This is a genomic window from Saccharopolyspora flava (genome assembly GCF_900116135.1).
Classification (GTDB): Bacteria; Actinomycetota; Actinomycetes; order Mycobacteriales; family Pseudonocardiaceae; genus Saccharopolyspora; species Saccharopolyspora flava.
Window position 1 is genome coordinate 415049 of record NZ_FOZX01000003.1, and the last position, 20744, is coordinate 435792.

At 69.5% G+C, this 20744-nt stretch carries 16 protein-coding genes; 10 read left to right on the forward strand and 6 right to left on the reverse strand.

Going from position 1 to position 20744, the window contains the following annotated elements; all coding sequences use genetic code 11:
* Window positions 1-139 precede the first annotated feature (139 nt).
* Genes fabI through BM424_RS11805 form a run of 6 tightly spaced genes read right to left on the reverse strand, consistent with a single transcriptional unit; the run spans window position 140 to window position 8169 of the window.
* Window positions 140-904: an enoyl-ACP reductase FabI gene (gene fabI / locus BM424_RS11780; protein ID WP_093416987.1), complete on the reverse strand. Its 765-nt coding sequence runs from the start codon at window positions 902-904 to the stop codon at window positions 140-142.
* 22 nt (window positions 905-926) lie between these two features.
* Window positions 927-1622 (reverse strand): 3-oxoacyl-ACP reductase FabG, encoded by a 696-nt coding sequence (gene fabG, locus BM424_RS11785; protein WP_093416172.1) that lies wholly within the window; start codon window positions 1620-1622, stop codon window positions 927-929.
* A gap of 3 nt (window positions 1623-1625) precedes the next feature.
* Entirely contained in the window at window positions 1626-2888 is a 1263-nt protein-coding gene (gene fabF, locus BM424_RS11790; RefSeq protein WP_245775778.1) for a beta-ketoacyl-ACP synthase II, read from the reverse strand.
* Window positions 2885-4510: a thiamine pyrophosphate-binding protein gene (locus BM424_RS11795; protein ID WP_093416993.1), complete on the reverse strand. Its 1626-nt coding sequence runs from the start codon at window positions 4508-4510 to the stop codon at window positions 2885-2887. Before BM424_RS11795 ends, fabF begins: the two co-directional genes overlap by 4 nt.
* Window positions 4503-7178: an aldehyde dehydrogenase family protein gene (locus BM424_RS11800; protein ID WP_093416174.1), complete on the reverse strand. Its 2676-nt coding sequence runs from the start codon at window positions 7176-7178 to the stop codon at window positions 4503-4505. Before BM424_RS11800 ends, BM424_RS11795 begins: the two co-directional genes overlap by 8 nt.
* Before the next feature lie 49 nt (window positions 7179-7227).
* The gene (locus BM424_RS11805; RefSeq protein WP_093416177.1) at window positions 7228-8169 is read right to left on the reverse strand and encodes a ribonucleotide-diphosphate reductase subunit beta; all 942 of its coding nucleotides are present in this window, start codon (window positions 8167-8169) and stop codon (window positions 7228-7230) included.
* Window positions 8170-8728: 559 nt separating this feature from the next.
* On the opposite strand from BM424_RS11805, the gene BM424_RS11810 reads away from it, so the two are divergent.
* The 10 genes from BM424_RS11810 (at window position 8729) to BM424_RS11845 (ending at window position 20677) form a co-directional block, all read left to right on the forward strand.
* Window positions 8729-9394 (forward strand): GNAT family N-acetyltransferase, encoded by a 666-nt coding sequence (locus BM424_RS11810; protein ID WP_093416179.1) that lies wholly within the window; start codon window positions 8729-8731, stop codon window positions 9392-9394.
* A gap of 22 nt (window positions 9395-9416) precedes the next feature.
* Complete coding sequence (gene lanKC, locus BM424_RS11815; protein ID WP_093416182.1) at window positions 9417-12011, forward strand: class III lanthionine synthetase LanKC; 2595 nt, start codon at window positions 9417-9419, stop codon at window positions 12009-12011.
* Between the two features lie 308 nt (window positions 12012-12319).
* Complete coding sequence (locus BM424_RS29865) at window positions 12320-12403, forward strand: SapB/AmfS family lanthipeptide (RefSeq protein WP_139274061.1); 84 nt, start codon at window positions 12320-12322, stop codon at window positions 12401-12403.
* Window positions 12404-12562: 159 nt separating this feature from the next.
* Entirely contained in the window at window positions 12563-13741 is a 1179-nt protein-coding gene (locus tag BM424_RS11820; protein ID WP_175548047.1) for an MFS transporter, read from the forward strand.
* A 6-nt stretch (window positions 13742-13747) separates the two neighbouring features.
* Window positions 13748-15295 (forward strand): MFS transporter, encoded by a 1548-nt coding sequence (locus BM424_RS11825; protein ID WP_093416187.1) that lies wholly within the window; start codon window positions 13748-13750, stop codon window positions 15293-15295.
* Window positions 15296-15342: 47 nt separating this feature from the next.
* Window positions 15343-15537 carry a hypothetical protein gene (locus tag BM424_RS28400; protein WP_139274050.1) on the forward strand — a complete coding sequence of 65 codons (195 nt, stop codon included), beginning with the start codon at window positions 15343-15345 and terminating at the stop codon, window positions 15535-15537.
* A gap of 177 nt (window positions 15538-15714) precedes the next feature.
* Window positions 15715-16608, forward strand: a complete 894-nt coding sequence (locus BM424_RS11830; RefSeq protein WP_093416190.1) for a DUF4429 domain-containing protein — start codon at window positions 15715-15717, stop codon at window positions 16606-16608.
* A 39-nt stretch (window positions 16609-16647) separates the two neighbouring features.
* Window positions 16648-17568: an ACP S-malonyltransferase gene (locus tag BM424_RS11835; RefSeq protein WP_093416192.1), complete on the forward strand. Its 921-nt coding sequence runs from the start codon at window positions 16648-16650 to the stop codon at window positions 17566-17568.
* Complete coding sequence (locus BM424_RS11840) at window positions 17565-18869, forward strand: cytochrome P450 (RefSeq protein ID WP_093416195.1); 1305 nt, start codon at window positions 17565-17567, stop codon at window positions 18867-18869. Before BM424_RS11835 ends, BM424_RS11840 begins: the two co-directional genes overlap by 4 nt.
* Window positions 18866-20677, forward strand: a complete 1812-nt coding sequence (locus BM424_RS11845; RefSeq protein WP_093416198.1) for an FAD/NAD(P)-binding protein — start codon at window positions 18866-18868, stop codon at window positions 20675-20677. Before BM424_RS11840 ends, BM424_RS11845 begins: the two co-directional genes overlap by 4 nt.
* The last annotated feature ends 67 nt before the right edge of the window (window positions 20678-20744 follow it).

A 20744-nucleotide genomic window follows, 5' to 3' on the forward strand; every position in this document is an offset into this window, starting at 1 on the left:
CATGAAAACTTCCCCCACCCCGGGACCAACGGAGGTTCGGTGCGCTGCCGTTCGTGTCACCAGGCAACACGAGCGGGCACGTGCGGGCTCTGGCGTGGACGCAGAGGGCGTATGAGCTGGTCCCAGGCGGGTCTGAACGTCACCGACCGGTGGAGTGGAACCCTCCGTCCGCGTGGAGGAGAGCGCCAGTGGTGGCGGGCAGGCAGTCCGACAGCAGGGTGCAGAGGGTGCGGCCTACCGGTTCCGGGTCGCTGGTGTCCCAGCCCAGCGGGGCTCTGGCTTTCCACTCCTCTTCGAGGTCGTCGGGACCCCCGATGGAGCGGGCCGCGACGGTGCGCAGAGGGCCTGCGGCGACGAGGTTGACCCGGATGCCGTCGGGCCCAAGCTCTCGGGCGAGGTAGCGGGTGGTGGATTCCAGGGCGGCTTTGGCAACTCCCATCCAGTTGTAGCCGGGCCAGGTGACGCGCGCGTCGAAGTCCACGCCGACGATCGAACCGCCCCGGCGCATCAGCGGGCGGCAGGCATTTGCGAGGGATTTCAGGGAGTAGGCCGAGACCTCCACCGCGGTCGCGACGTCGGCCCAGGGGGCGTCGAGGAAGTCCTCGCCGAGACAGCTCGGGGGCGCGTAGGCGATGGAGTGCAGAACTCCGTCGAGCTGATCCACGTGCTCCCGCAGCTGCGGGGCGAGGTCGTCGAGCATCGCCTGGTCGGTAACGTCGAGTTCGATCACCGGCGGTGGTTCCGGGAGTCGGTTGGCGATGCGCCGGACCAGGCTCATCCGGCCGTAGCCGGTGAGCACGACGCGGGCGCCCTGCTGCTGAGCGACCTTGGCGGTGTGGAAGGCGATCGAGGACTCCGTCAGCACCCCGGTAATCAGGACCTGCTTGCCCGCGAGCAATCCCATGTGCTCCTCCTTCATGATCAGCTCAGTAACCCATGCCCGCGCCGCCATCGACCGGGACGACCGCACCGGTGATGTAGCCGGCCTCGTCCGAGGCCAGCCATCGCACCGTCGCGGCGACCTCGGCCGGCTCGCCGGAACGGCCGAGCGGAATGCCGTCGCGGATCTGCTGCGCACGGGCATCACTGAGCCCTTCGGTCATGTCCGTGCTGATCAACCCGGGTGCGACGACGTTGGCGGTGATGCCGCGGGAGCCGAGTTCGCGGGCCAGCGAGCGGGCCATGCCGATCAGGCCCGCTTTGCTCGCCGCGTAGTTGGCCTGGCCCGCTTCGCCGCGCAGCGCCACCACCGAGGAGATGAAGACCAGCCGTCCTCGATGCTGGCGCAGCATGCTGCGCACACCTCGCTTGGCAACCCGGTAGGCGCCGGTGAGGTTGGTGTCGAGGACTCGGGTGAACTGCGTTTCGTCCATGCGCAGCAGAAGCTGGTCGTCGGTGAATCCCGCGTTGCAGACCACCGTCGTGATCGGTCCGAGCTCGGCTTCGGCCTCGTCGAACGCCTCCTCGACCTGGGCGGGGTCGGTGACGTCGCAGGCCACGCCGAACAGCTCGTCCGGGCAGCTGCCGCGGTGGGTGATGACGACCGGCTCGCCCGCTGCCTGGAACTCACGGGCGATCGCCAGACCGATTCCCCGGTTCCCGCCGGTCACCAGCGCCGCCACCGCTCAGCCCTCCCAGGCGCCGAGGACGACGACCGCGTTGTGACCGCCGAAACCGAACGAGTTGCTCATGGCCACCCGGACCTCGTGCCGCTGCGGTTCGTGGGCGACGAAGTTGATGTCGTCGGCCAGCGGGCGGTGGCAGTTGATGGTGGGTGGCACGATGCCGGTCCGGATCGCCTGGATCGTGGTGATGGCTTCGACAGCTCCGGCCGCGCCGATCATGTGGCCGGTCATGGATTTGATCGAGCAGATCGGGATCTCGGCGGCGCGGGTGCCCAGGACCTCGCGCAGCGAGGCGATCTCGGAGGCGTCGTTGAGCTTGGTGCTGGTGCCGTGGGCGTTGACGTGGTCCACCTGCTCCGGGGTGACCCCGGCGTCGGCGAGCGCCGCGCGCATGGCGCGCTTGGCGCCCCGGCCCTCGGGTTGCGGGGCCGTCCAGTGGTGAGCGTCGGAGGAACAGCCGTAGCCGAGGACCTCGGCGAGGACGGTGGCTCCCCGGCGTTCGGCGCGCTCGGCCTCCTCCAGGACCAGCACCCCGGCGCCGGCGCTCATCACGAAGCCGTCGCGGTCCTCGTCGAACGGGCGGGAGGCCGCCTGCGGGTCGTCGACGCGGCGGGACAGGGCGCGGGCGTTGCCGCTGCCCGCGAGGTCGACTCGAGTGATGCAGTTGTCGGCGCCGCCGACGATGGCCGCGTCGGTGATGCCGAACTGGATCCAGCGGGCCGCCTCGCCGAGCGCGTCGGTACCGGTGGCACAGGCGCTGCTGATGGCGCGGCTGGGCCCGCGGGCGCCGAAGGCCATGCTGATCTCGCCGGCGGCGCTGTCGATCGCGCCGGTGATCGGGGCGTATGGGCTGATCGCGCGCGGGCCCTTCTCGCGGATGGCGACGGAGAAACCGTCGATGGAGTTGACCGCGCCGTAGCCGCTGCCGATGAGCACACCGACCCGGTCCGCGTTGTCATCATCGACGTCCAGCTTGGCCATCTGCGTGGCGCAGGTGGCCGCTGCCATCGCGTACTGGGCGTAGCTGTCCATCCGGCGGGCGAGGGTACGAGGCATGTGCTCGGCGGCGTCGAAGCCCTTGATCTGCCCAGCGATCGAGGTCGGCAGATCGGAGGCGTCGAAGGTGCTGATCTCGGCGACCCCGCTGCGCCCGGCAAGGAACGCCTCCCAGGTGTCCTCGAAGGTCAGGCCGACGGGAGTGACAGCGCCGACACCGGTAACGACGACGCGACGGCGCAGAGAGCGGAGGTTGTCGGAAATCACTGGTTCTCCTCGGGTTTCGGGGCACCGAAGTCACCTTCGGGGCGCAGGGCGGAATCGTCGAGGCTCACCGGGATCTCGATCACGCAGGGGACTCCCCCGGCGGTGAGCCGGAGGGCTTCGGTGAGCGCAGCGGGGAGCTCGTCGCGGTGGTGAACGAGCGCGTGGTGCACGCCCGGAACGCACACCAGCGGTTCGTCGTCGCGGGTGAAGCGGTGGTGCGTCAGGGGTGGTTCGTACTGGTCGGCTTGCTGCTGCAGCCAGCCGTAGCCGCCGTTGCGCAGCACCAGGTAGCAGACGCCGAGGCGTTCGGCGACCAACGTGCGCAGTTCGTTGCTGAACAGGCCGAAGGCGCCGTCGCCGACCAGGGCTAGCACCGGGCGGTCCGGTTCGGCCGCCTTCACCCCGGCCGCCGCAGCGGCGCCGAAACCGAGACTGGTCTGCTCCGACGGCACCACCGAGCCGCCGCGGCGACCGCAGCTGTAGTTGGGGAAGAAGTAGGACCACATGTCCTGTAACCCGTTCTCCTGCACCAGGATTCGCCCCTCGGGGACGACGTCCTGGACGGCGGCGAGCAGGCCGGGGATGCCGGACGTGCGGGGCCGCAGCGCGAGCCTGGTGGTGGTGACCAGGTCAGCCCACTCCGCGCGGTCGCCACCGAGATCGTCGGTCAGCCACGACTCGGCGGTGGTGGCGGCATCGCCGACGACGCACGGGCCCGAGTGCTCGGTCGACAGCTCCTCGGCGGCGATGTTGAGCTGCGCCACGGGAACCGAGTTGCCCACGGATTCGGGCCATTCCAGGGTCGCGGTCTCCTCCAGCCGGCTGCCCAGGGCGATCACGCAGTCCGAGGCCGACCACAGCTCGGCGGTGGCCGGGGCGGCGTAGAGGCCGGAGAGACCGAGGAAGTGCGGGTGGTCCTCGTCGACCGCGCCGCGACCGGTAGCGGTGGTGAAGATCGCCGCACCCAAGCGCTCGGCCAGCCGTTCCACGACGCGACCGGCGTTGCGGTGGCGCATTCCGCCGCCGACCAGCAGGATCGGCCGCCGCGATTCCCGAATCTGCTGCGGCACACCCGTGGTCAGCTCCGGACCGTCGCCGCGCAGCGGGATCTCGGCCGTCAGCAGGTGGTCCGGGACCTCCAAGTACACCGGGCCGGGGGCGCCGTGCTCGGCGACCAGCATCGCCCGGCGAAGGGCCGGGACCAGGCGGTCGGGGTGCTCTACGCGATGCGCCCACTTGGTCAGCGGTGCCAGCGCGCCGACCTGGTCAAGCTCCTGGAAAGCGCGGGCACCGATGTGGTGCGGATCGGTGCCCGCGCCGATCAGGACCAGCGGCGTGCGGGAGCACTGGGCCTCCAGCAGGCCGGTGGCGGCGTTGGTGGCCGCGGGCCCCTTGCCCACGACCGCGACGGAGACCGAGCCGGTGTGCAGGGCGTGGCCGGTGGCCATGAACAGCGCGTTGCGCTGGTCCCGGCACAGCACGAGCCGTGGCGCCTCCCCAGCGCGTTCCAGCGCGGCGAGCAGCTTCAGGTCGTCGCCGGGCAACCCGAACAGGGTGCCGACGCGGTTCTGCCGCAGCACGTGCAGAACCGCGGGCCAGGCGCCTTCGAGGTGGTCAGACATCGACGGCACCGATCAGCTCGCGGCGGCGCGCCCCGGTGCCGAGGTGGTCGGCGACGGCCTTGGACAGCAGCAGCGGTTCAGCGACGCGCTTGCCGCCCACAGCCGCGTAGTTGGCGACGATGCCCCTGCCACCGAAGGGTTCGTTGCCGTCGTCGTGGTCGACGAGCGTGCTGTTGACGGTGACCTGGTGCCGCTTGCGCAGGAACGCCACCACGTCCGGCAGGTCGCCGTAGACGGTGGCCCCCATCGCGCGGTCGATGTAGTACGGCGAGTTCAGCACCGACAGCAGTTCCTCGTCGCTGGAGTAGCGCACCACGTTGAAGATCGGCGCGAACATCTCCGTCGCCTTCTCCTTCGGGTCCAGCGGCAGGTCGAGCACCGTGGGCCGCAGGTGCATGTCGATGATGCTGACCTCGCCGCCGGAAACGATGTGCTGCGCGTGTTTGCGCAGGTAGTCGAAGGAGTCGGCGAAGGCCTCCAGGTAGTGCATGGACCCGTAGTCGCTGGTGGTGTCCCGGTTGTCGCCGTGCCGGAGCTTGGCCACGTAGTGGCACAGCGCGGGCACGAACACGTCCGCCAGCGACTCGTGCACGAAGATGCGGTCCGGGCCGAAGCAGTCCTGCCCCGAGTTGATCATCCGCACGTCGATCAGCGCCGGGATCGCGCTGCGGAGGTCTGCGTCCGGGCCGAGGATGAAGGGGTTCACTCCCTGCCCGAAGAACACGAACAGCTGCTCGGGACTCAGCTGCCCGCGCACCTTCTCTGCGTTGTGGTAGGTGCCGGTGAACACCACCAGCTCCGATTCGGCCACCGGCCCGTTGATGAACTCGCGCTGGGCCATCGAGCAGTCGTGGATCGGCAAGTTGTGCGCCGGCGAGAGCAGCTCGTGCAGCTTGCGGGTGATGTCGGCGATCTTGCTGGAGGCGCGGAAGCTGACGTGGTCGCAGTACAGGCTCGGAATCAACAGGTACAGCACGTAGGAGTACAGCGGGATGTTCGAGGGCATGAACACGGCCGCGCCCTCCACCGGCCGGGGCCGGTGCTTCAGGACCTCGTCCTGAGCGCCTTCCAGGGTCCGGATGCACAGGTCGATCTCACCGTTGACCGTCGCGTGGTGCGAGGCCTCGGTGAGCAGCTCGTGCACCTGGGCGCGCTGGGACTGCAGGAACTCCACAACCGCGCGCAGCGCCTGCAACCGCTCCGGGTGCGGAATCGACGGGGTGGCCTGCGTTCCGCCGCGGGCGATGTCGCGCAGCGCCTCGGTGTCGACCTTGCCGTTGAGGTTGAGCGGGAACTCGGGCACCACCACGACCCGGTTGGGCCGCTCGTACTCAGCGAGCTCGGCGGCGAAGCGGGCCCGCCAGTGCGCGGGGCTGCGGTCCTGCTCGTCGGCGACGACGAACACCAGCTCGCTGCCCAGCCGCTCGTGGTCGAACGGGATCACCCGCACCGGGTTGCCGCAGCGCTCCACCTTCTCCACCAGCGCATCCGGGTAGAGGGTGTGGCCGAGGCGGTGGACCGCCCGCTTGCGGCCGATCAGGGTCAGGTTGCCCTGGTCGTCGAGCCAGCCGAGGTCGTGGGTGCGGTACTCGCGGTCGGTGACCGGAACCGGCTCACCGTCCTCGCCGAGGTAGGCGTTGAGGTAGTCGGGGGTGCGCACCACGATCTCGCCGCGCTCACCCGGCGGCAGCGGGGCGCCGTGCGCGTCCACGATCCTGACGTCGACGCCGTCGAGCGCCCGGCCCACGCCGCGCGGGTCGGGCTCGACCGCGAGCGCGATGTTGCCGGCTTCGCTGCTGCCGTAGCCGTCGAGCAGCGGTTTGCCGATGACCGTGCGGAACCGTCCGCTCAGCGCCGCCGACAGCGGCGCCCCGCCCACGCACCACATCCGGACGCTGGCCAACGAACCGTGGTAACGGTTGCGCTTGCCGTAGATCGACAGCATCGTGTCGTAGCTCGACGGGGTGGCGTCGACGACGGTGACGCCGTGCTCGCTGATCCGGTCCAGCGCCTGGTCGAGCCGGTTGGAGGAGTTGACCACCAGCGTGAACTCCGACCACCACCACAGCAAGATGATCGACAGCCCGTACTGGTGGGAGAACGGGAGCAGCGGCATGAGCACGTCGTCGGCGACGTAGCGCATCCGGGCCTGAGTGCGTTCGATGTTGGCGCGCACCGACGCACCGGAGCGCACGATGCCCTTGGGCGTGCCGGTGGTGCCCGAGGACCACAGGATCAGTCCGTCGGCGCGCGCGTACCAAGCGTCGAACGACAAGGCGTCGTGGACGTCGGCGAACGCGTCCACCGGCCGGGCCAGCCGCACCTCGCTGAGCGCGTTCTCCAACGAGATGACCTCGGCGCCGAGGTCCTCGGCGGGCACGTTGCGGTCGCGCAGCAGCCATCTCGCCCTGGCGTGACCGATGACGCGGCGGTGTTCCTTGGCCGACTGGCGGTGGTCGACGAGCACGATGGAGGCGTCCAGGGCGATCAGCGCGAGCAGCGCCACCACGAACTCCGCGGAGTTCGCCGCCGACAGCACGACCCGGTCGCCACCGCGCACTCCCCTGCCGCGGAGCCGGTTGGCCAGCAGCGCGGAGTCCCAAGCGACCTGGTCGCGGCCGACGACGCCTTCGGTGGTGATGAGCCCACCGCGTCCGTTGTCCCCCATGAGGCCTCGCTTTCCTCGGTTCGATGCGCGAAAAGGTGTGGTGGGCAGGTCAGTTCGCACCAGCGCGCCCCGCCTTCGCCGACGCGGTGCTGATCAGGTGCTGCTGGAATCCCTCGTCGATGCCGATGAGCCGCATGTGGCGGCGCAGGATGTCCAGGCTCATCTGCCGGAAGCCGCGATTGCTGACCGCGGAGGTCTCCTGGTCGATGCGCAGCGCCAGCGGCACCGCCTGTTCCAGGACCTCGCAGATGTCGTCGTGGTGGCCTTCGAGCACTCCGGTGCGCAGGGCGTGCATGCCGAAGCCGACGTGGCGGGATTCGTCCCGGCACATCGCGGTGAAGGCGGTCTTGATGCCGTCGAGCTGGTCGACGTCACGCAGCGCCTGAACCAGGACGCGCTGCCCGACCAGTGCCAGCACACCCTCGGTGATCATGTGGAAGAGGGTCACGGCGCGCAGCCACTGCCGGTAGTCCAGCGGCCGGTGGTGCAGGTCGCGGACGATGCCGGCCTCCAGCAGGCTCAGCTCCCGGTGCGCGGGTGCGGCGAGGTTCCAGCTCTCGGCGAGCATCCGCTTCGGGTCGGGATCCATGCCCAGGATCTCCTCGCCGAGCCGGAACACCAGGTGGGTGTGCCGGGTCTCGTCGGCGATCTGGGTGCCCAGGAACACCGAGTACTGCTCGTCCGGGGAGCCGCTGATGATCGGGCCCAGCATGTCCAACCCGGTGTACTCACCGATGATGAACGTCGCGATGGACTCGGCGACGACCTCGCGGAAGCCCGGGGTGAGCGCGTGGTCGAAGTTGTGCTTGTCGGGTCCCAGCTCTACGTCCACAGCGGACCACTGCTGGCGGTCCCACCGCTCGTAGAGCTCCTTGGGCTTGAGCCGCTGTGCGGCCACCACGTGTGCGTGCTGCATCACCTCGCTCACCGGCAGCTTCGGCATCGCGCTCAGCGACGCCTCGTCCATGAGCAACGGAGTCCAACGACTCATCTCTCAATCCTTCGCACCACATCGGTCGATCCCGCCGCGAAACTCCTTGCGGCAGCGGGAATCGCATGACTTCGACACGGGTTCCGGAGGCGGTGAAGGCGCACCGCCCACCGGCGAGGAGAGACTGAAGCAGCTGTGTTCGCTGGAGCGGGGCCGAGTGAAACAGCCGTCACCGGTCCGGTCAAGCGGATCGGGGAATTGTGGGGTTCGGGCACCCCTACCCCTATTTGGCTGGAAGTGGTCAGCATTCCTCCGAACAGACTCATCGACTTGGGCGGAGCGACCGAATCTGACCGTTTCGCTTGACACCCCATCTAGCGCTCCTTAGCGTTCGCGCCGACCGAAGAGCTTTGCGAATCAGGGGAATTCGAAATAACGGGAATCTGGGGAGATAATCGCGGGAACCGATGATGCCCTCGCCGCGTCGGAGTGGTGACTGAAGCAAGCAAGGCATCGCGGAATCCCGCAATCACCGGGCGAACGTGCGCCCGAAAAAACACCAGCGCGGGCGAACCATCGGTTCGTCCCGTTGACCGACGCTGACCGAAAGACGGTGCCAATGCAGGGAAGACTCGTCCGCATCGAATGGGCCGCCGAGGACGACTACGACCTCATCGCGAGTTGGCTCAAGCCGCTGTCGCCGGCTGCGGCGATGACCGCCGACACCCGCGAGTTCCTGACCCCGGCCAAGGTGAAGGCGGCCAACGAGGACGGGAACGTGCGGTTCTTCATGGCCGTGACCAGCGACGGCGAACGCGTCGGCGCGGTCAACTACCGGCCGGTGAACAGCTCCGGTTCCTACAGCCTCGGCGGTGTCGTCGGCGACTGGCAGAAGTGGAGCCGCGGGTACGGCGCGGAGGCGTTCGGGCTGGTCATTGAGCACCTGTTCAACGGGCTCAACGCGCACCGGGTGGAGTTCACCACCGCGGCCTACAACAAGGAGACGTTGAAGATCCTGACCAAGGGCGGGTTCGTCCTGGAGGGCGTGCTGCGGGACTACCACTACCTCGACGGCATGTACTACGACCGCACGGTCTGGTCGATCCTGCGCGAGGAGTTCGAGGAGTACGCGGCTGCCAGCGCCGAGCACTTCCCGGTGGTCGACGCGATCCCGGCCGAGGACAAGGAGAAGGCCCGCGAGCTGCTGAGCAAGTTCCTGGCCAACGACCCGCCGACGTCGCTGCGCGATTTCGAGCAGCGCAGCGGCCGCGTTCGCGCGTACTGACGCGGCAGGGAGGCGATCGGGCATGCGTGAGGACTTGGAGCTGTACTCGCTGGCGGACACGCTGTTCTACGAGGCGCCGTCGCGCTGGGACACGGCGGAGAGCACGTTCGAGCTGACCGGCGGCGAGGTTCCCGAGGGCTGGGTGCGGGGCGGCAACAGCGATTGGTGCATGTTCCGCCCGGCCGACGTGGAGCTGCCGGCCCAGGGCTGGAAGGTCCACATCTCAGCGACCCCGGAAGGCTCCTCACGCGTCCTGGAGCAGGTGTCGCGGTACTGCTTCGAGGCGGGTGTGGCGTTCAAGTTCCTGCGGACCCGCCGCCTGGTGACCGCCTACAGCTTGAAGTACGCACCGCGCTCGGCCAGCGGGAAGCTGCTCACGCTCTACCCGGTAGACGACGCGCAGCTGGAGACCGCGGTCAAGGCGCTGTCCGAGGCGCTCGACGGTGAGCGCGGCCCGTACGTCCTGACCGATCTGCGAATCGGCGAGGGGCCGGTTTTCGTGCGCTACGGCGGTTTCGCGGTCAAGCACTGCTTCACCTCCGACGGGGAGCAGGTGCTGGCGATCGAGAACCCGGACGGCGCGCTCGTTCCCGACGACCGGAGGCCGTTCTTCACCACTCCGGAGTGGGTGTCCGCACCGGACTTCCTCGAACCGCACCTGCGGGCGCGAACCGGGCGGTCGGCCGAGCTGGGATACCGGATCACCGAGGCGCTGCACTTCTCCAACGGCGGTGGGGTCTACCTGGCGCGACGCGAGAGCGACGACGCCGAGGTCGTGCTCAAGGAAGCACGCCCGTTGGCCGGGCTGGACAACGGTGGCCGAGACGCGATCACGCGGCTGGAGCACGAAGTGCGCGCCCTGCGGGCCCTTGAGGGGATCGCGGGAGTCCCCCGGGTGCACGAGGTCGTGAACGTGTGGGAGCACCGGTTCGCAGTGCTCGACCGCGTTCCCGGCCGCACGTTGCAGGCGTGGGGCGCGCTGCACCACCCGCTCGTCGGACCGCAGGAGTCCCCGGGGGCCCGGCGCGACTACGCCGAGCGCGCGGTGCGGGTGCTGCGCCGGGTGACCGAGCTGGTGGAACGCGTTCACGAGCGCGGCGTGGTCTTCGGCGACCTGCACCCGGCGAACGTCCTAGTCGACGACGAGGACCGCGTAGGGCTGGTCGACTTCGAGAACGCTTCGCATGTTGGCGACCAGCAGCGGCAGCGGATGGGCTACGCCGGTTTCACCGATCCCGAGGCACGCGGCGCCGAGGTGGACCGGCAGGCGCTGGGAGTGCTGGCGCTGTGGTTGTTCCTTCCGCTGACCAGCCTCAACGCCCTGTCCCCCGGCAAAGCGAGCGATCTGCTCGCCGCAGTGGAGGAGCACTTCACCGTGCCCGACGACGTCCGAACGCTCATCCTCGACCGGTTCAGCACCCCCGCTCCGGCCCCAGCGGTCGCGGCGGCGCCCGCGGTGCGCTTCACCGACGAACCGGGCCGCCGGTCGGCCCGGGAGTCGCTGGCCGCAGCGATCCGCGCCACCGCCACCCCGGACCGCGACGACCGGTTGTTCCCGGGTGATGTGCAGGGATTCCTCAACGGCGGCACCGATTTCGCCTTCGGCGCGGCCGGGGTGCTGTGGGCGCTGCGCACCACCGGGCACGAGATCGCACCCGAGCACGTGTCCTGGCTGGCCGAGCACGCCGACCGATCGGCGGGCAGACCCGGTTTCTTCGACGGAGCGCACGGCACCGCGCACGTCCTCGACCTGCTGGGACACCACGAGCGGGCGGCCGAGCTCATCGATCTCGCGGCACCGCACGTGGCGAGCACCCAGGACATGAGCCTGTTCAGCGGGCTGGCCGGGGTCGGGCTGAACCACCTGCACCTGGCCGTGCGCGATCCTGCGCAGCTGGCCCGCGCGCTGGAGATCGCCGATCGGGTCGCCGAGGCGGTCGACGGCGGCCGGTCGCACGGCATCGACACCGCCGGCCGGATCGGTCTGCGCGACGCGGGCACCCGCGGCGGTCTGCTGCGCGGATGGAGCGGTCCGGCGCTGCTGTTCCTGCGCTGCTTCGAGGTCACCAAGCGGCGGGAGCACCTCGACCTGGCGGTGCGCGCGCTGCACCGGGACCTGGATCTGTGCGTGACCCGGCCGGACGGAACGCTGCAGGTCGACGGCGGTTTTCGGACGCTGCCCTATCTCGACGTGGGCTCGGCGGGCATCGGTCTGGTCGCCGAGGAGGTGCTGCGGCACGTGCCCGACGATCGACTGTCGACCAGCGCTCCGGGTTTGCTCCACAGCTGCCGCAGCACGCTGGTGGTGCAGTCGGGATTGTTCGCCGGACGGGCCGGGCTGCTGGCGACGCTGGCGCGCTGCTCACCAGGCGGACCGCTGCCGGAACCGGTCGTGGCGCACTTGTCGGTGCTGCACTGGCACGCGCTGGGCTATCACGGGCACCTGGCATTTCCCGGAGAGGGGAATTTCCGGTTGTCGATGGATTTCGCGACCGGCAACGCGGGTGTACTCGCGACGCTGGCATCGCTGGACGACCCGGTCGAATTCCTTCCCTTCCTGAAACCACTACCAACCCCTGAAAATCAACGAAACCCGTTGCCGGAAAGCAATTCCTGATAAGCTTCGGGTTGAACCTGGGGAAAGCGCGACACGAACGCCGATCCGGCCTCGAATCTGCTTGCAGTAAGACCTTTCCCAGGATGTTCGACCAACAACAACTTCGCCGTCGACCGTGCGGCGATGGCATTCCCGAGTGAAAGAGTTAGGTGGTGAATCACGTGTCGATCCTCGAGCTCCAGGCCCTGGAGACCACCGCGGCCGAGGCCTCCGTGCCGGGCAGCACCGCGAGCACCAACTGCTGATCTCTTCGCCTCCCCAACACGGCGAAGAAAGTGACGAGACGAAACGAGAGGAGGTGATCTTCCATGTCGATCCTCGACCTGCAGGCCCTGGAGACCGCGGCCGCCGAGGCCCACGTTCCGGGCAGCACCTGGAGCAGCGGTTGCTGAGGCAATTCGCCTTGAACCGCTGATACCAGCGGGGCGTTCCGCCGGTTCGGCCACAGGGTGCCGAACCGGCGGAATCGCCGTTGATCAGCCACCCGAGAAACGGAAGATCAGCGATACTGTCCCGAGTTGATCTTTTCCCCGATGAGGAACGGGACCACCATGAGCAACACCGCCGACCGCCCGCGATTCGGCCGCGAAGAACGCGTGCTGCACTCGGCCGCCTTCGCAAGCGGCCCGATGGAGGTCTTGGACTTCCTGCTGCCGCTCTACGCCGGAGCCGTGCTGGCCGCAGCCCCGGGCCAGGCCGGGGCGCTGGTCGCGGTGTGCGCGCTGGCCGCGCTGCTGACCCGGCCGCTGAGCGGCCACCTCGCCGACCGCGTCAACGAACTCCTCGTCGCCGCGGCCGGAGCCGTGCTGCACGCGGCCGCGCTGGCCGGGTTCGCGCTCAGCATCGGGCTGCCCGCGGCCTTCGCGATGGCGGCGCTGACCGGCGTCGGCAGCGGGTTGTTCTGGGTAGGTGTCCGCAGCTGGATCGGCGCCCGGGCCGGCGACGACGATGGCCGCGGATTCGGGAGGCTGCTGTCGTTCGAGGGAACCGGCCAGCTCATCGCCTACATCATCTGCTTCACGATGCTCGAAGACCTCGGCTACCCCGCGGTTTTCGCGCTCGGCGCAGCCTCCGCGCTGATCGCCGCCGCGATGCTCGGGTTCACCGCGCGCGGCGGCGACCCGCGCCCACCGGCCCCGTCCGATCCGGTGTCGACGCGAGACCTGCTGCCGTTCCTGGGGATCTGCGGAGTGACCGCGGCACTGGAGGCCGCGATGGGTCTGCTGCTGCTCCTGCACCTGCAGACCGCCCACCACTACGGCCCCTATGCGATCGCCTCCGCGCTGGCACCTGGCTTCATCGCGTTCATCCTGGTCCCGAACATCGCCCACCGCGTGCTCACCCGGATCGGCAAGCGCACCGCGGTGATGGCCGCGCTGCTGGCGAGCGCCCTGGTCACCGGTGTGCTCGCGGCCGCGCCCGAACCGTGGGTGCTCAGCGTCGTGTGGATCTTCGCCGCAGCCGCGTTGGGCATCGCCGTCCCCGCCGAGCAGTCGGCCATCTCCGAGCGGGCCGGTGCCCGCATCGCCACCCGCCTGAGCCACTACGAGAGCGCCCAGTTGGCGGGCGTTGCCGCGGGCACCGCGGCGATCGGCGCGCTCTACCAGGCCGCAGGGATCGCCGTCTCGGGTGCCGTCGCGGCCGTGGCGCTGGCCATCACCGCCGCGGCCGTGCCCGTCGCCTGGCGTTCGCTGACCTCTGCGGCCGCGCTGCGGGACACCTCCCGGTAGAGGTCGATGGGACGACACCGCGCGCACGCCGACGCCCCCACGGTGCGATTCCGGAAGCACCCGCTCAAGCGGGGCCCGTACCGGGGACTGCTGACCGGCTCATCGATCAACGTCCTCGGCGACGTCATCGGCACTGCGGCGTTGCCGCTGTTCGTCCTGGAAACCACCCACGACCTGGCGCTGACCGGCTGGATCGCGACGGTCAGCGTCGGCGGGTCGGTGATCACTGGCCTGCTGCAGGGCCCGCTGATCGACCGGCTGGGCTTTCGCGCCAGCATGCTGTTCTCCAGCGTCTTCGCCGCCGCCACGACCCTGTCGGTGTACCTGCTGCACATGACGGGGCTGCTCACGCCCTCGCTCCTGGTCCTGCTCGCGCTGGTGCGCAGCGTCGCCGACGAACCCGGGCGGGTGGCGATCTTCGGGCTCGTGCCGCAGCTGGCCGGGCAGGCCGGCGTGCCGCTGGAGCGCGCCAACGCGACGCTGCGCACGGTTACGGCCTCGTCGAACCTGGTGGGCCCGCTGGCGGCAGGCGGGATCGCGGCGTTCGCGGGCAGCGAGTGGACGATCCTGCTCAACGCCGTCACCGGTCTGCTCGGCACGACCGTGCTGCTGCTGGTCGCCCGCACCCCTCGCAGCGGCGGCACCGAACTGGGCGGGCCCGACGAGGACGGGATGAGCTATTTCCGGCGGTTCCGCATCGGGATGCGGTACCTGTTCCAGGACAAGCTGCTGCGCACTCTGGTGGTGGCGACGATGGTGTTTGCTGCGTTCGACTCCAGCTTCGCCACGATCGGCCTGACCGCCTACGCCGCCGAGGTGCTGCACCAGCCCGCCCTCTACGGCGGGTTGATCAGCGCGTTCGGCATCGGTTCGCTCGTCGGCACGATCGGCTACGGCGTCGTCGGGCACAGGCTGCCCAAGCGCCGTACCTACCTGGGCGTCTACCTGGCGTTCGCGGCGCTGGTGCTGCTGATGTCGCTGGAACTCGGCGTAGCGCCGGCGTTCGCGGTGATGGCCGCGGCCGGTCTGGTGACCAGCCCCCTGGACATGCTCTACATGGCCGCGCTGCAGGAACGGGTGCCGAAACGGGTCTTCGGCCGGGTCATCAGCATCGCCAACACGGTCCTGAGCGCGCCGGCTCCGCTGGCGGTCGCCGCCGCGACCGGGTTGATCAGCAGCGTCGGCGTGCGCACGACGATGCTCGTGCTGGGCTGCGGTTACCTGGCACTGGCGGTGGGGTTGGTGTTCGTGCGGCATCTGCACAAGCTCGACACCGCGCTGGCCGACAGCGGCGAGGTCACGCGGCGACTGCCGCGGAAGGTGCTCGCGACCCAGCCCATCCCCCGCCGCTTCGACCACTTGGCAACCCAGCCCATTCCCAGGATTCCCACTTCCCCGCCCGGGCACCGGGTGTGGATGCTGTCGGCGGACGCCGGTCTGACCCAGCCGATTCCGCGAATCGGCGCGGCGCACCTGCCGACGGTGCAATGGCAGCGGCAGGAATACCCGCGGGAATCCGGCGAGTTCCGGCAGAACCGGATTTTCGAGACCTGACCGCTGCTACGATCACGAACGGCATTTGATTCACAGACGGAGGATTCATGTCGAATGCGAAGCACATAGCCATCGGCGCGCTCATGGTGGTGGCCGGTGTCCTGCTGCGGATCTACGGGGGTGAAACCGAGATCGGCCCGTTCGAATTGCGGACGGTCGGCAACGTCATCGCCATCATCGGTGGCATCGAGGCCGTCATCGGCGTCGCCTCGATCTTCTTCCCCGAGAAGAAGCTCAAGTAGCGCTCCGGGAAGCTCTGGGGAGATCATCCCGCTGACCTGGTGTTATTCGGGCGGGACGTCGGTGGTCGCGGTGGCGACCACCGACTCCACTCACACTTTTCGACGACAACCCCTACTACCCCGACGATCACCTCGAAATCATTGCCGATCAATTCATTCCACTGGTAGGTTCACCGCATGGGACTGGGGCTGGAACTCGCGGGCACGAATGCCACCTGGGTGTTCGAGCACGACAGAATCGAGATCAATTACTCCAGCGGACTCGGGCATCCCCGCCTGCTGCGCAAGCTCAAGCACAGAACCATCCCGTACCACGCCATTTCCCGCGCCACCGCGGCCGGCGGTGACGGTCATCCGCAGCTGTCGCTCCACTTGCGACCCGGCGCGGATCCGCTCACCGAGATCGCCGCGGGCCAGCTCTCCGACGATTCCGAACCGAACCAGATCGAGCTGGAACCGAACCAGCAGGAACTGGCGGCCTACTACGCCGACCACATCAACGATCACTGCGATCTCAACCCGGATTCCGACGCGCTCGCGCCGCGTTTCCTCGTTGAGGTCGACCAGTCGCCGCGACGTCTCAAGGGCTACGACGGCGAGGCGTCCTTCGACGGTTCCGCGGTCGAGTTCCAGTGGCACCCGGACGCGTCCCGAGTCAAGCACCGCTCGCCGAAGCGGCGTCACGAGCTCACCGAGCTCGTCGGCGTCGAATGGGTCAAGCCGGGCCTGACCTCGGGTCACTTCCTGCTGGTGCCGCACGGCGACCGGAACGAGGCCCCGCCCGCCGACAACATCCGGGCACTGCTGTTCGGCTTCGGGTTCGGCACCACCGCCAACTCGCTGCCGTTCGCCGCAGCCGTGCTGGCCGCGATCCAGCAGGCCCAACCGAAGCTGACCGCGCTCGGCGCCGGCCCGGTTCCCCGGATGCTGCCGGGAGCGCCGCAGCGACCGGAGATGTCGCGGGAGGAGATCCTCGCGACGATCCGCGAGCTGGGGCAGCTGCACGCCGACGGCATCCTCACCCAGCAGGAGTTCGAGGCCAAGAAGCGGGAACTGCTCGACCGGCTCTGATCGCGCCCGCCCATCGCAAAGCCAGAGAGGTGAACACCGGTGCGCCGTGACGCGCTCTACTTCCCGGGCCTGGTGCCGACGAAGTTCTCCGCGATCGAGGACTTCCTGCGCACCAGCGACCATGCCCGCACCCGGATCGAGATCGCCGACGACGTGCTCGGCTACTCGCTGCTGGACGCCTATGCCGAAGCCGAGGTCTACGACTGGGAGGTCTACGAGTCCGGGTTCCTGGTGCTGACCCTGGCACTGGCGGACTGGGCTCTCGACCACGTCGAACTGGACCCGGTGCTGTGCGGCGGGCAGAGCTTCGGCGCCATCATCGCTGCGGTGTTCAGCGGTGCTCTGTCCTACGAGGACGGTCTGCGGCTGGTGCGGTCGAGCGCGGCGGTGGAGGTCGACTACTTCACGGCCGTTCCGGAACCGCTGGGCTGCCTGTTCTTCTACCGGCTGGACTCGCGGACGGTCGACGCCCTGGTGGCCGACTTCCCCGGCGAACTGGAGGTGTCGATCTACCTCGACGACTCCGTGCACGCCGTGTCGGGCACTCTGGCCGACCTGCGGTTGTTCGAAGACCGCGTGCGCGAGTCCGGCGGTTACCCGTTCTACACGATGAACCGATCGGAACACTGCTCCACCGTTCGGCCGCTGCGCGATCGACTCGAAACCGAGGTGTACGACCGCGTTTCGTGGAACAGTCCGAAGTGGCCGATGCTGTCGGACGTCAGCGGGAGACTGCTGACCGATCCGGCGGAGATCGAGCAGGACCTGCTCGACGGGTGGGTGACCCCCGTGCGCTGGACCACCGTGGTCGAGGGCATGCGCGCCGCCCGCGCCGAGCGCGCGCACATCATCGGGCCGCGGAACATGTTCGCCCGGATCACCAACAACGAGCTGCCCACCGATGTGATCACCCCCAAGAAGGTCGCCGACTCGGCGACGACGAAGCGAGTCCACCGATGATCACCCGATTACCCCCGGGGCCGTCCCTCCCGGCACTGACCCAGACCTGGCGCTACTGGCGCTCCCCCGCCGAGTTCGTGCGCCGCTGCCACGAGGAGTTCGGCGCGCGGTTCACCGTGCGGCTGTGGCCGTTCGGCACCGTCGTCGTCCTCGCCGATCCCGACGACGTGAAGTCGCTGGTGCGCAGCGACCCGTCGGTGTTCCAGGCCGGTCGCGCGAACAGCTTCGGGGAGATGGTGCTGGGCCGCGAGTCGGTGTTCGTCATCGACGACGAGGAGCACAGCCGCACCAGGGCGCTGATGATGCCCGCGTTCCACGGCAAGGCGGTCCGCGACCAGGTCGAGCTGATGCGCGAGATCACCACCGCCAACCTCGCGTCCTGGCCGGTGGGCGAGCCGATGGAGGCGCTGCCGCAGATGCAGGCGATCTCGCTGGAGATCATCTCCCGCAACGTGATGGGCATCGACGACTCCGCGCTCAAGGAGCAGGTGCAGGAGGCCGTGCTGCGGCTGCTGCGCACCGGGTCCGTGTTCGACGTGCTGCCCGGTCACGACCGGTTCCCGTCTCTGCACCCCGGCAGGCTCAAGCGCAGGCGGATGCGCGCCCGCGCGGACGCGCTGCTGCGCCGGCAGATCTCCGCGCACCGGGCCGACCCGAGGCTCGCCGAGCGCACCGACGTGCTGGCAATGCTGCTGCGCGCGTCTGAGGCCGAGGGCGGGTGGATGTCGGACGCCAACATCTGCGACCAGCTGATCACGTTGCTGCTGGCCGGGCACGAGACGACGGCGACGGGCCTGGCGTGGTGCCTGGAGCGTTTGGTGCGGCACCCGGAGGTACTGGCCGAGGCGCAGCGCGCCGCCGACACCGACGACGACGCCTACCTGGACGCGGTGATCAAGGAGGCGTTGCGCTGCCGCCCGGTGGTGCCGGACGTGGGCCGGAAGCTGTCGCGCGACGCGGACTTCGCCGGGTACCGGCTGCCCAAGGGCACGAGCGTGTGGCCGAGCATCGCACTGCTGCACTCCTCGGCCGAGTCGTTCCCGGATCCCGGGGCATTCCGGCCGGAACGGTTCCTGGAACGAGGCGCCATGGCCGACTGGGTGCCCTTCGGCATCGGCAACCGGCGCTGCCTGGGCGCCACCTTCGCTCAGGTGGAGTCGCGGGTGGTGATGCGGGAGTTGTTGCGCCACTTCGAGTTCGAGCCCACCGACGCCCCGGGAGAGGACGTCAAGGCGCGACACGTGACTCAGGTCCCGGCGGGATTCGCGACGGTGACCGTGCGGCGGCGCGACGCGGCATGAGAACGATCTGCGTGGTGGGCGCGGGCCCGCGCGGGACGTCGGTGCTGGAGCGGCTGTGCGCGTGGGCCGGGAACGAGCCGCTAGTGCTCCACGTGGTCGACCCCTTCCCGCCGGGCCCGGGACGGATCTGGCGGCGCGCCCAGTCGGATCTGCTGTGGATGAACTCCGCGGTCGCCGATGTCCGGATATTCACCGGCCCGGACACGGCGCGCTGCGGTCCAGCCGGGATGGTCCCGACGTTCGAGGAGTGGCTGGGATCGGTCGCCCCGCACGAGCTGACCGATGAGTTCACCGAGCTGACCGGGCAGTCCTTCGCACCGCGGCCGCTGGTGGGCGCGTACTTCTCGTGGGTGTTCGAGCACGTCGTGGCCACCGCTCCGCCTTCAGTGCGGGTGGTCGTGCACCGCACCCGCGCTATCGAACTCGACGATCACGCGGACGGACAGCTGGTGGTGCTGGGAGACGGGACCCGGCTGGTCGTGGACCAGGTGGTGCTGACGCAGGGCAACTTCGAGTCCGCGGCCACCGACGAGGAACGGGAGCTCGCCGGGTACGCCGAGCGTCACGGCTTGAGATACTTCCCGTCGGGCTACTACGACGAGGACCGGCTGGCATCGCTTCCGGCCGGCGAACCGGTGCTGCTGCGCGGTTTCGGGCTGACCTTCATCGATTGCATGGCGCTGCTGTGCGAGGGCCGGGGCGGCCGGTTCGAGCCGGATCCGGTGCACGGTCTGCGGTATCGGCCGTGCGGCCGGGAACCGGTGCTGCACGTGGGCTCGCGGCGCGGTCTGCCGTATCGCGCCAAGTTCGGTTTCGAGAGCGAGGCCCCGCCGCTGCCGAGGTTCTTCACCGCCGAAGCCGCGCGGGCGATGGGGGTTCCGCTGGAGTTCGATCGGGACCTGCTGCCTCTGGTCTCGAAGGAGACCGCGGCGGCCTACTACCACGAGTTCTTCCGTACCCGGCCGAACCGCGTGCGCTGCTCCTGGCCGGACTTCGCCGCCGCTCTCGATGGCGTGGTCTGGGGCGGCCGGGAGTGGGACGAGCTGGTCGCCGACTGCGTGCCGGCACCGTCCGACCGGTTCTCCTGGGACCTGCTGGACCGCCACCTCACCGACCCGGGCCCCGATCTGCAGGCCGCGATCCGCACCCACGTCACCGACGACCTACGTCGTCGCGGCGACCCGGTGTTCAGCCCGGAACTGGCGGCGGTGCAGGGGTTGCTGTCGTCGGTGGGGGTGCTCATCGAGCTGGTGGAGGCCGAGGAACTGTCGGCTCGGTCTCTGGTGGTGGAGCTGGAGCACGGTTTCCTGCCGCTTCTGAGCTACATCAGCAGCGGGCCGCCGCCACGCCGTTTGTCGGAGCTGCTCGCCCTATCCCGCGCCGGGGTGGTCCACTTCCTCGGCCCCGGTACCCGGGTTCGCGCCGAGGACGGTATCTTCCGCGCCACGAGCGCGTTCACGTCCGAGCCGGTTCAGGCGCGCGTGCTGGTCGAGTCGCGGCTGCGCACGCCGTCGCTGCTGGACACCTCCGACGAGCTGCTGCGTCGGCTTCGGGAAGCCGGTGAGTGCACCCCGCAGACCCACCTCGACGGCGACGGCACCGAGCACACCACCGGTAAGATCAGCGTCCGCGCGGGCGACCACCGGCTGCTGCGATCCGACGGCACCGCGCACCCGAATCGCTTCGCCATCGGCCCCTACGTCGCCGGCATTCACACTCCCACCAGCGGCCCCGGCGCCTCCGGCTTCTTCGCCGGCAGCGATCTCCTCGCCCGCACCGCCCTCGAACCACTAGTACCCGCGCACTAGATCCACCGCTCCGCCCCGGCGGAGAGAAGCCGCACCCCGGATCATCCCAAGGCTAACGCCGAAAACC

Excerpts from the sequence above, each read along its gene's own strand:
- fabI (WP_093416987.1), bottom strand. The coding sequence starts at position 904 with ATGGGATTGCTCGCGGGCAAGCAGGTCCTGATTACCGGGGTGCTGACG.
- BM424_RS11795 (WP_093416993.1), bottom strand. The coding sequence starts at position 4,510 with ATGTCTGACCACCTCGAAGGCGCCTGGCCCGCGGTTCTGCACGTGCTG.
- BM424_RS11800 (WP_093416174.1), bottom strand. The coding sequence starts at position 7,178 with ATGGGGGACAACGGACGCGGTGGGCTCATCACCACCGAAGGCGTCGTC.
- BM424_RS11805 (WP_093416177.1), bottom strand. The coding sequence starts at position 8,169 with ATGAGTCGTTGGACTCCGTTGCTCATGGACGAGGCGTCGCTGAGCGCG.
- BM424_RS11810 (WP_093416179.1), top strand. The coding sequence starts at position 8,729 with ATGCAGGGAAGACTCGTCCGCATCGAATGGGCCGCCGAGGACGACTAC.
- lanKC (WP_093416182.1), top strand. The coding sequence starts at position 9,417 with ATGCGTGAGGACTTGGAGCTGTACTCGCTGGCGGACACGCTGTTCTAC.
- BM424_RS29865 (WP_139274061.1), top strand. The coding sequence starts at position 12,320 with ATGTCGATCCTCGACCTGCAGGCCCTGGAGACCGCGGCCGCCGAGGCC.
- BM424_RS11820 (WP_175548047.1), top strand. The coding sequence starts at position 12,563 with ATGAGCAACACCGCCGACCGCCCGCGATTCGGCCGCGAAGAACGCGTG.
- BM424_RS11825 (WP_093416187.1), top strand. The coding sequence starts at position 13,748 with ATGGGACGACACCGCGCGCACGCCGACGCCCCCACGGTGCGATTCCGG.
- BM424_RS28400 (WP_139274050.1), top strand. The coding sequence starts at position 15,343 with ATGTCGAATGCGAAGCACATAGCCATCGGCGCGCTCATGGTGGTGGCC.
- BM424_RS11830 (WP_093416190.1), top strand. The coding sequence starts at position 15,715 with ATGGGACTGGGGCTGGAACTCGCGGGCACGAATGCCACCTGGGTGTTC.
- BM424_RS11840 (WP_093416195.1), top strand. The coding sequence starts at position 17,565 with ATGATCACCCGATTACCCCCGGGGCCGTCCCTCCCGGCACTGACCCAG.
- BM424_RS11845 (WP_093416198.1), top strand. The coding sequence starts at position 18,866 with ATGAGAACGATCTGCGTGGTGGGCGCGGGCCCGCGCGGGACGTCGGTG.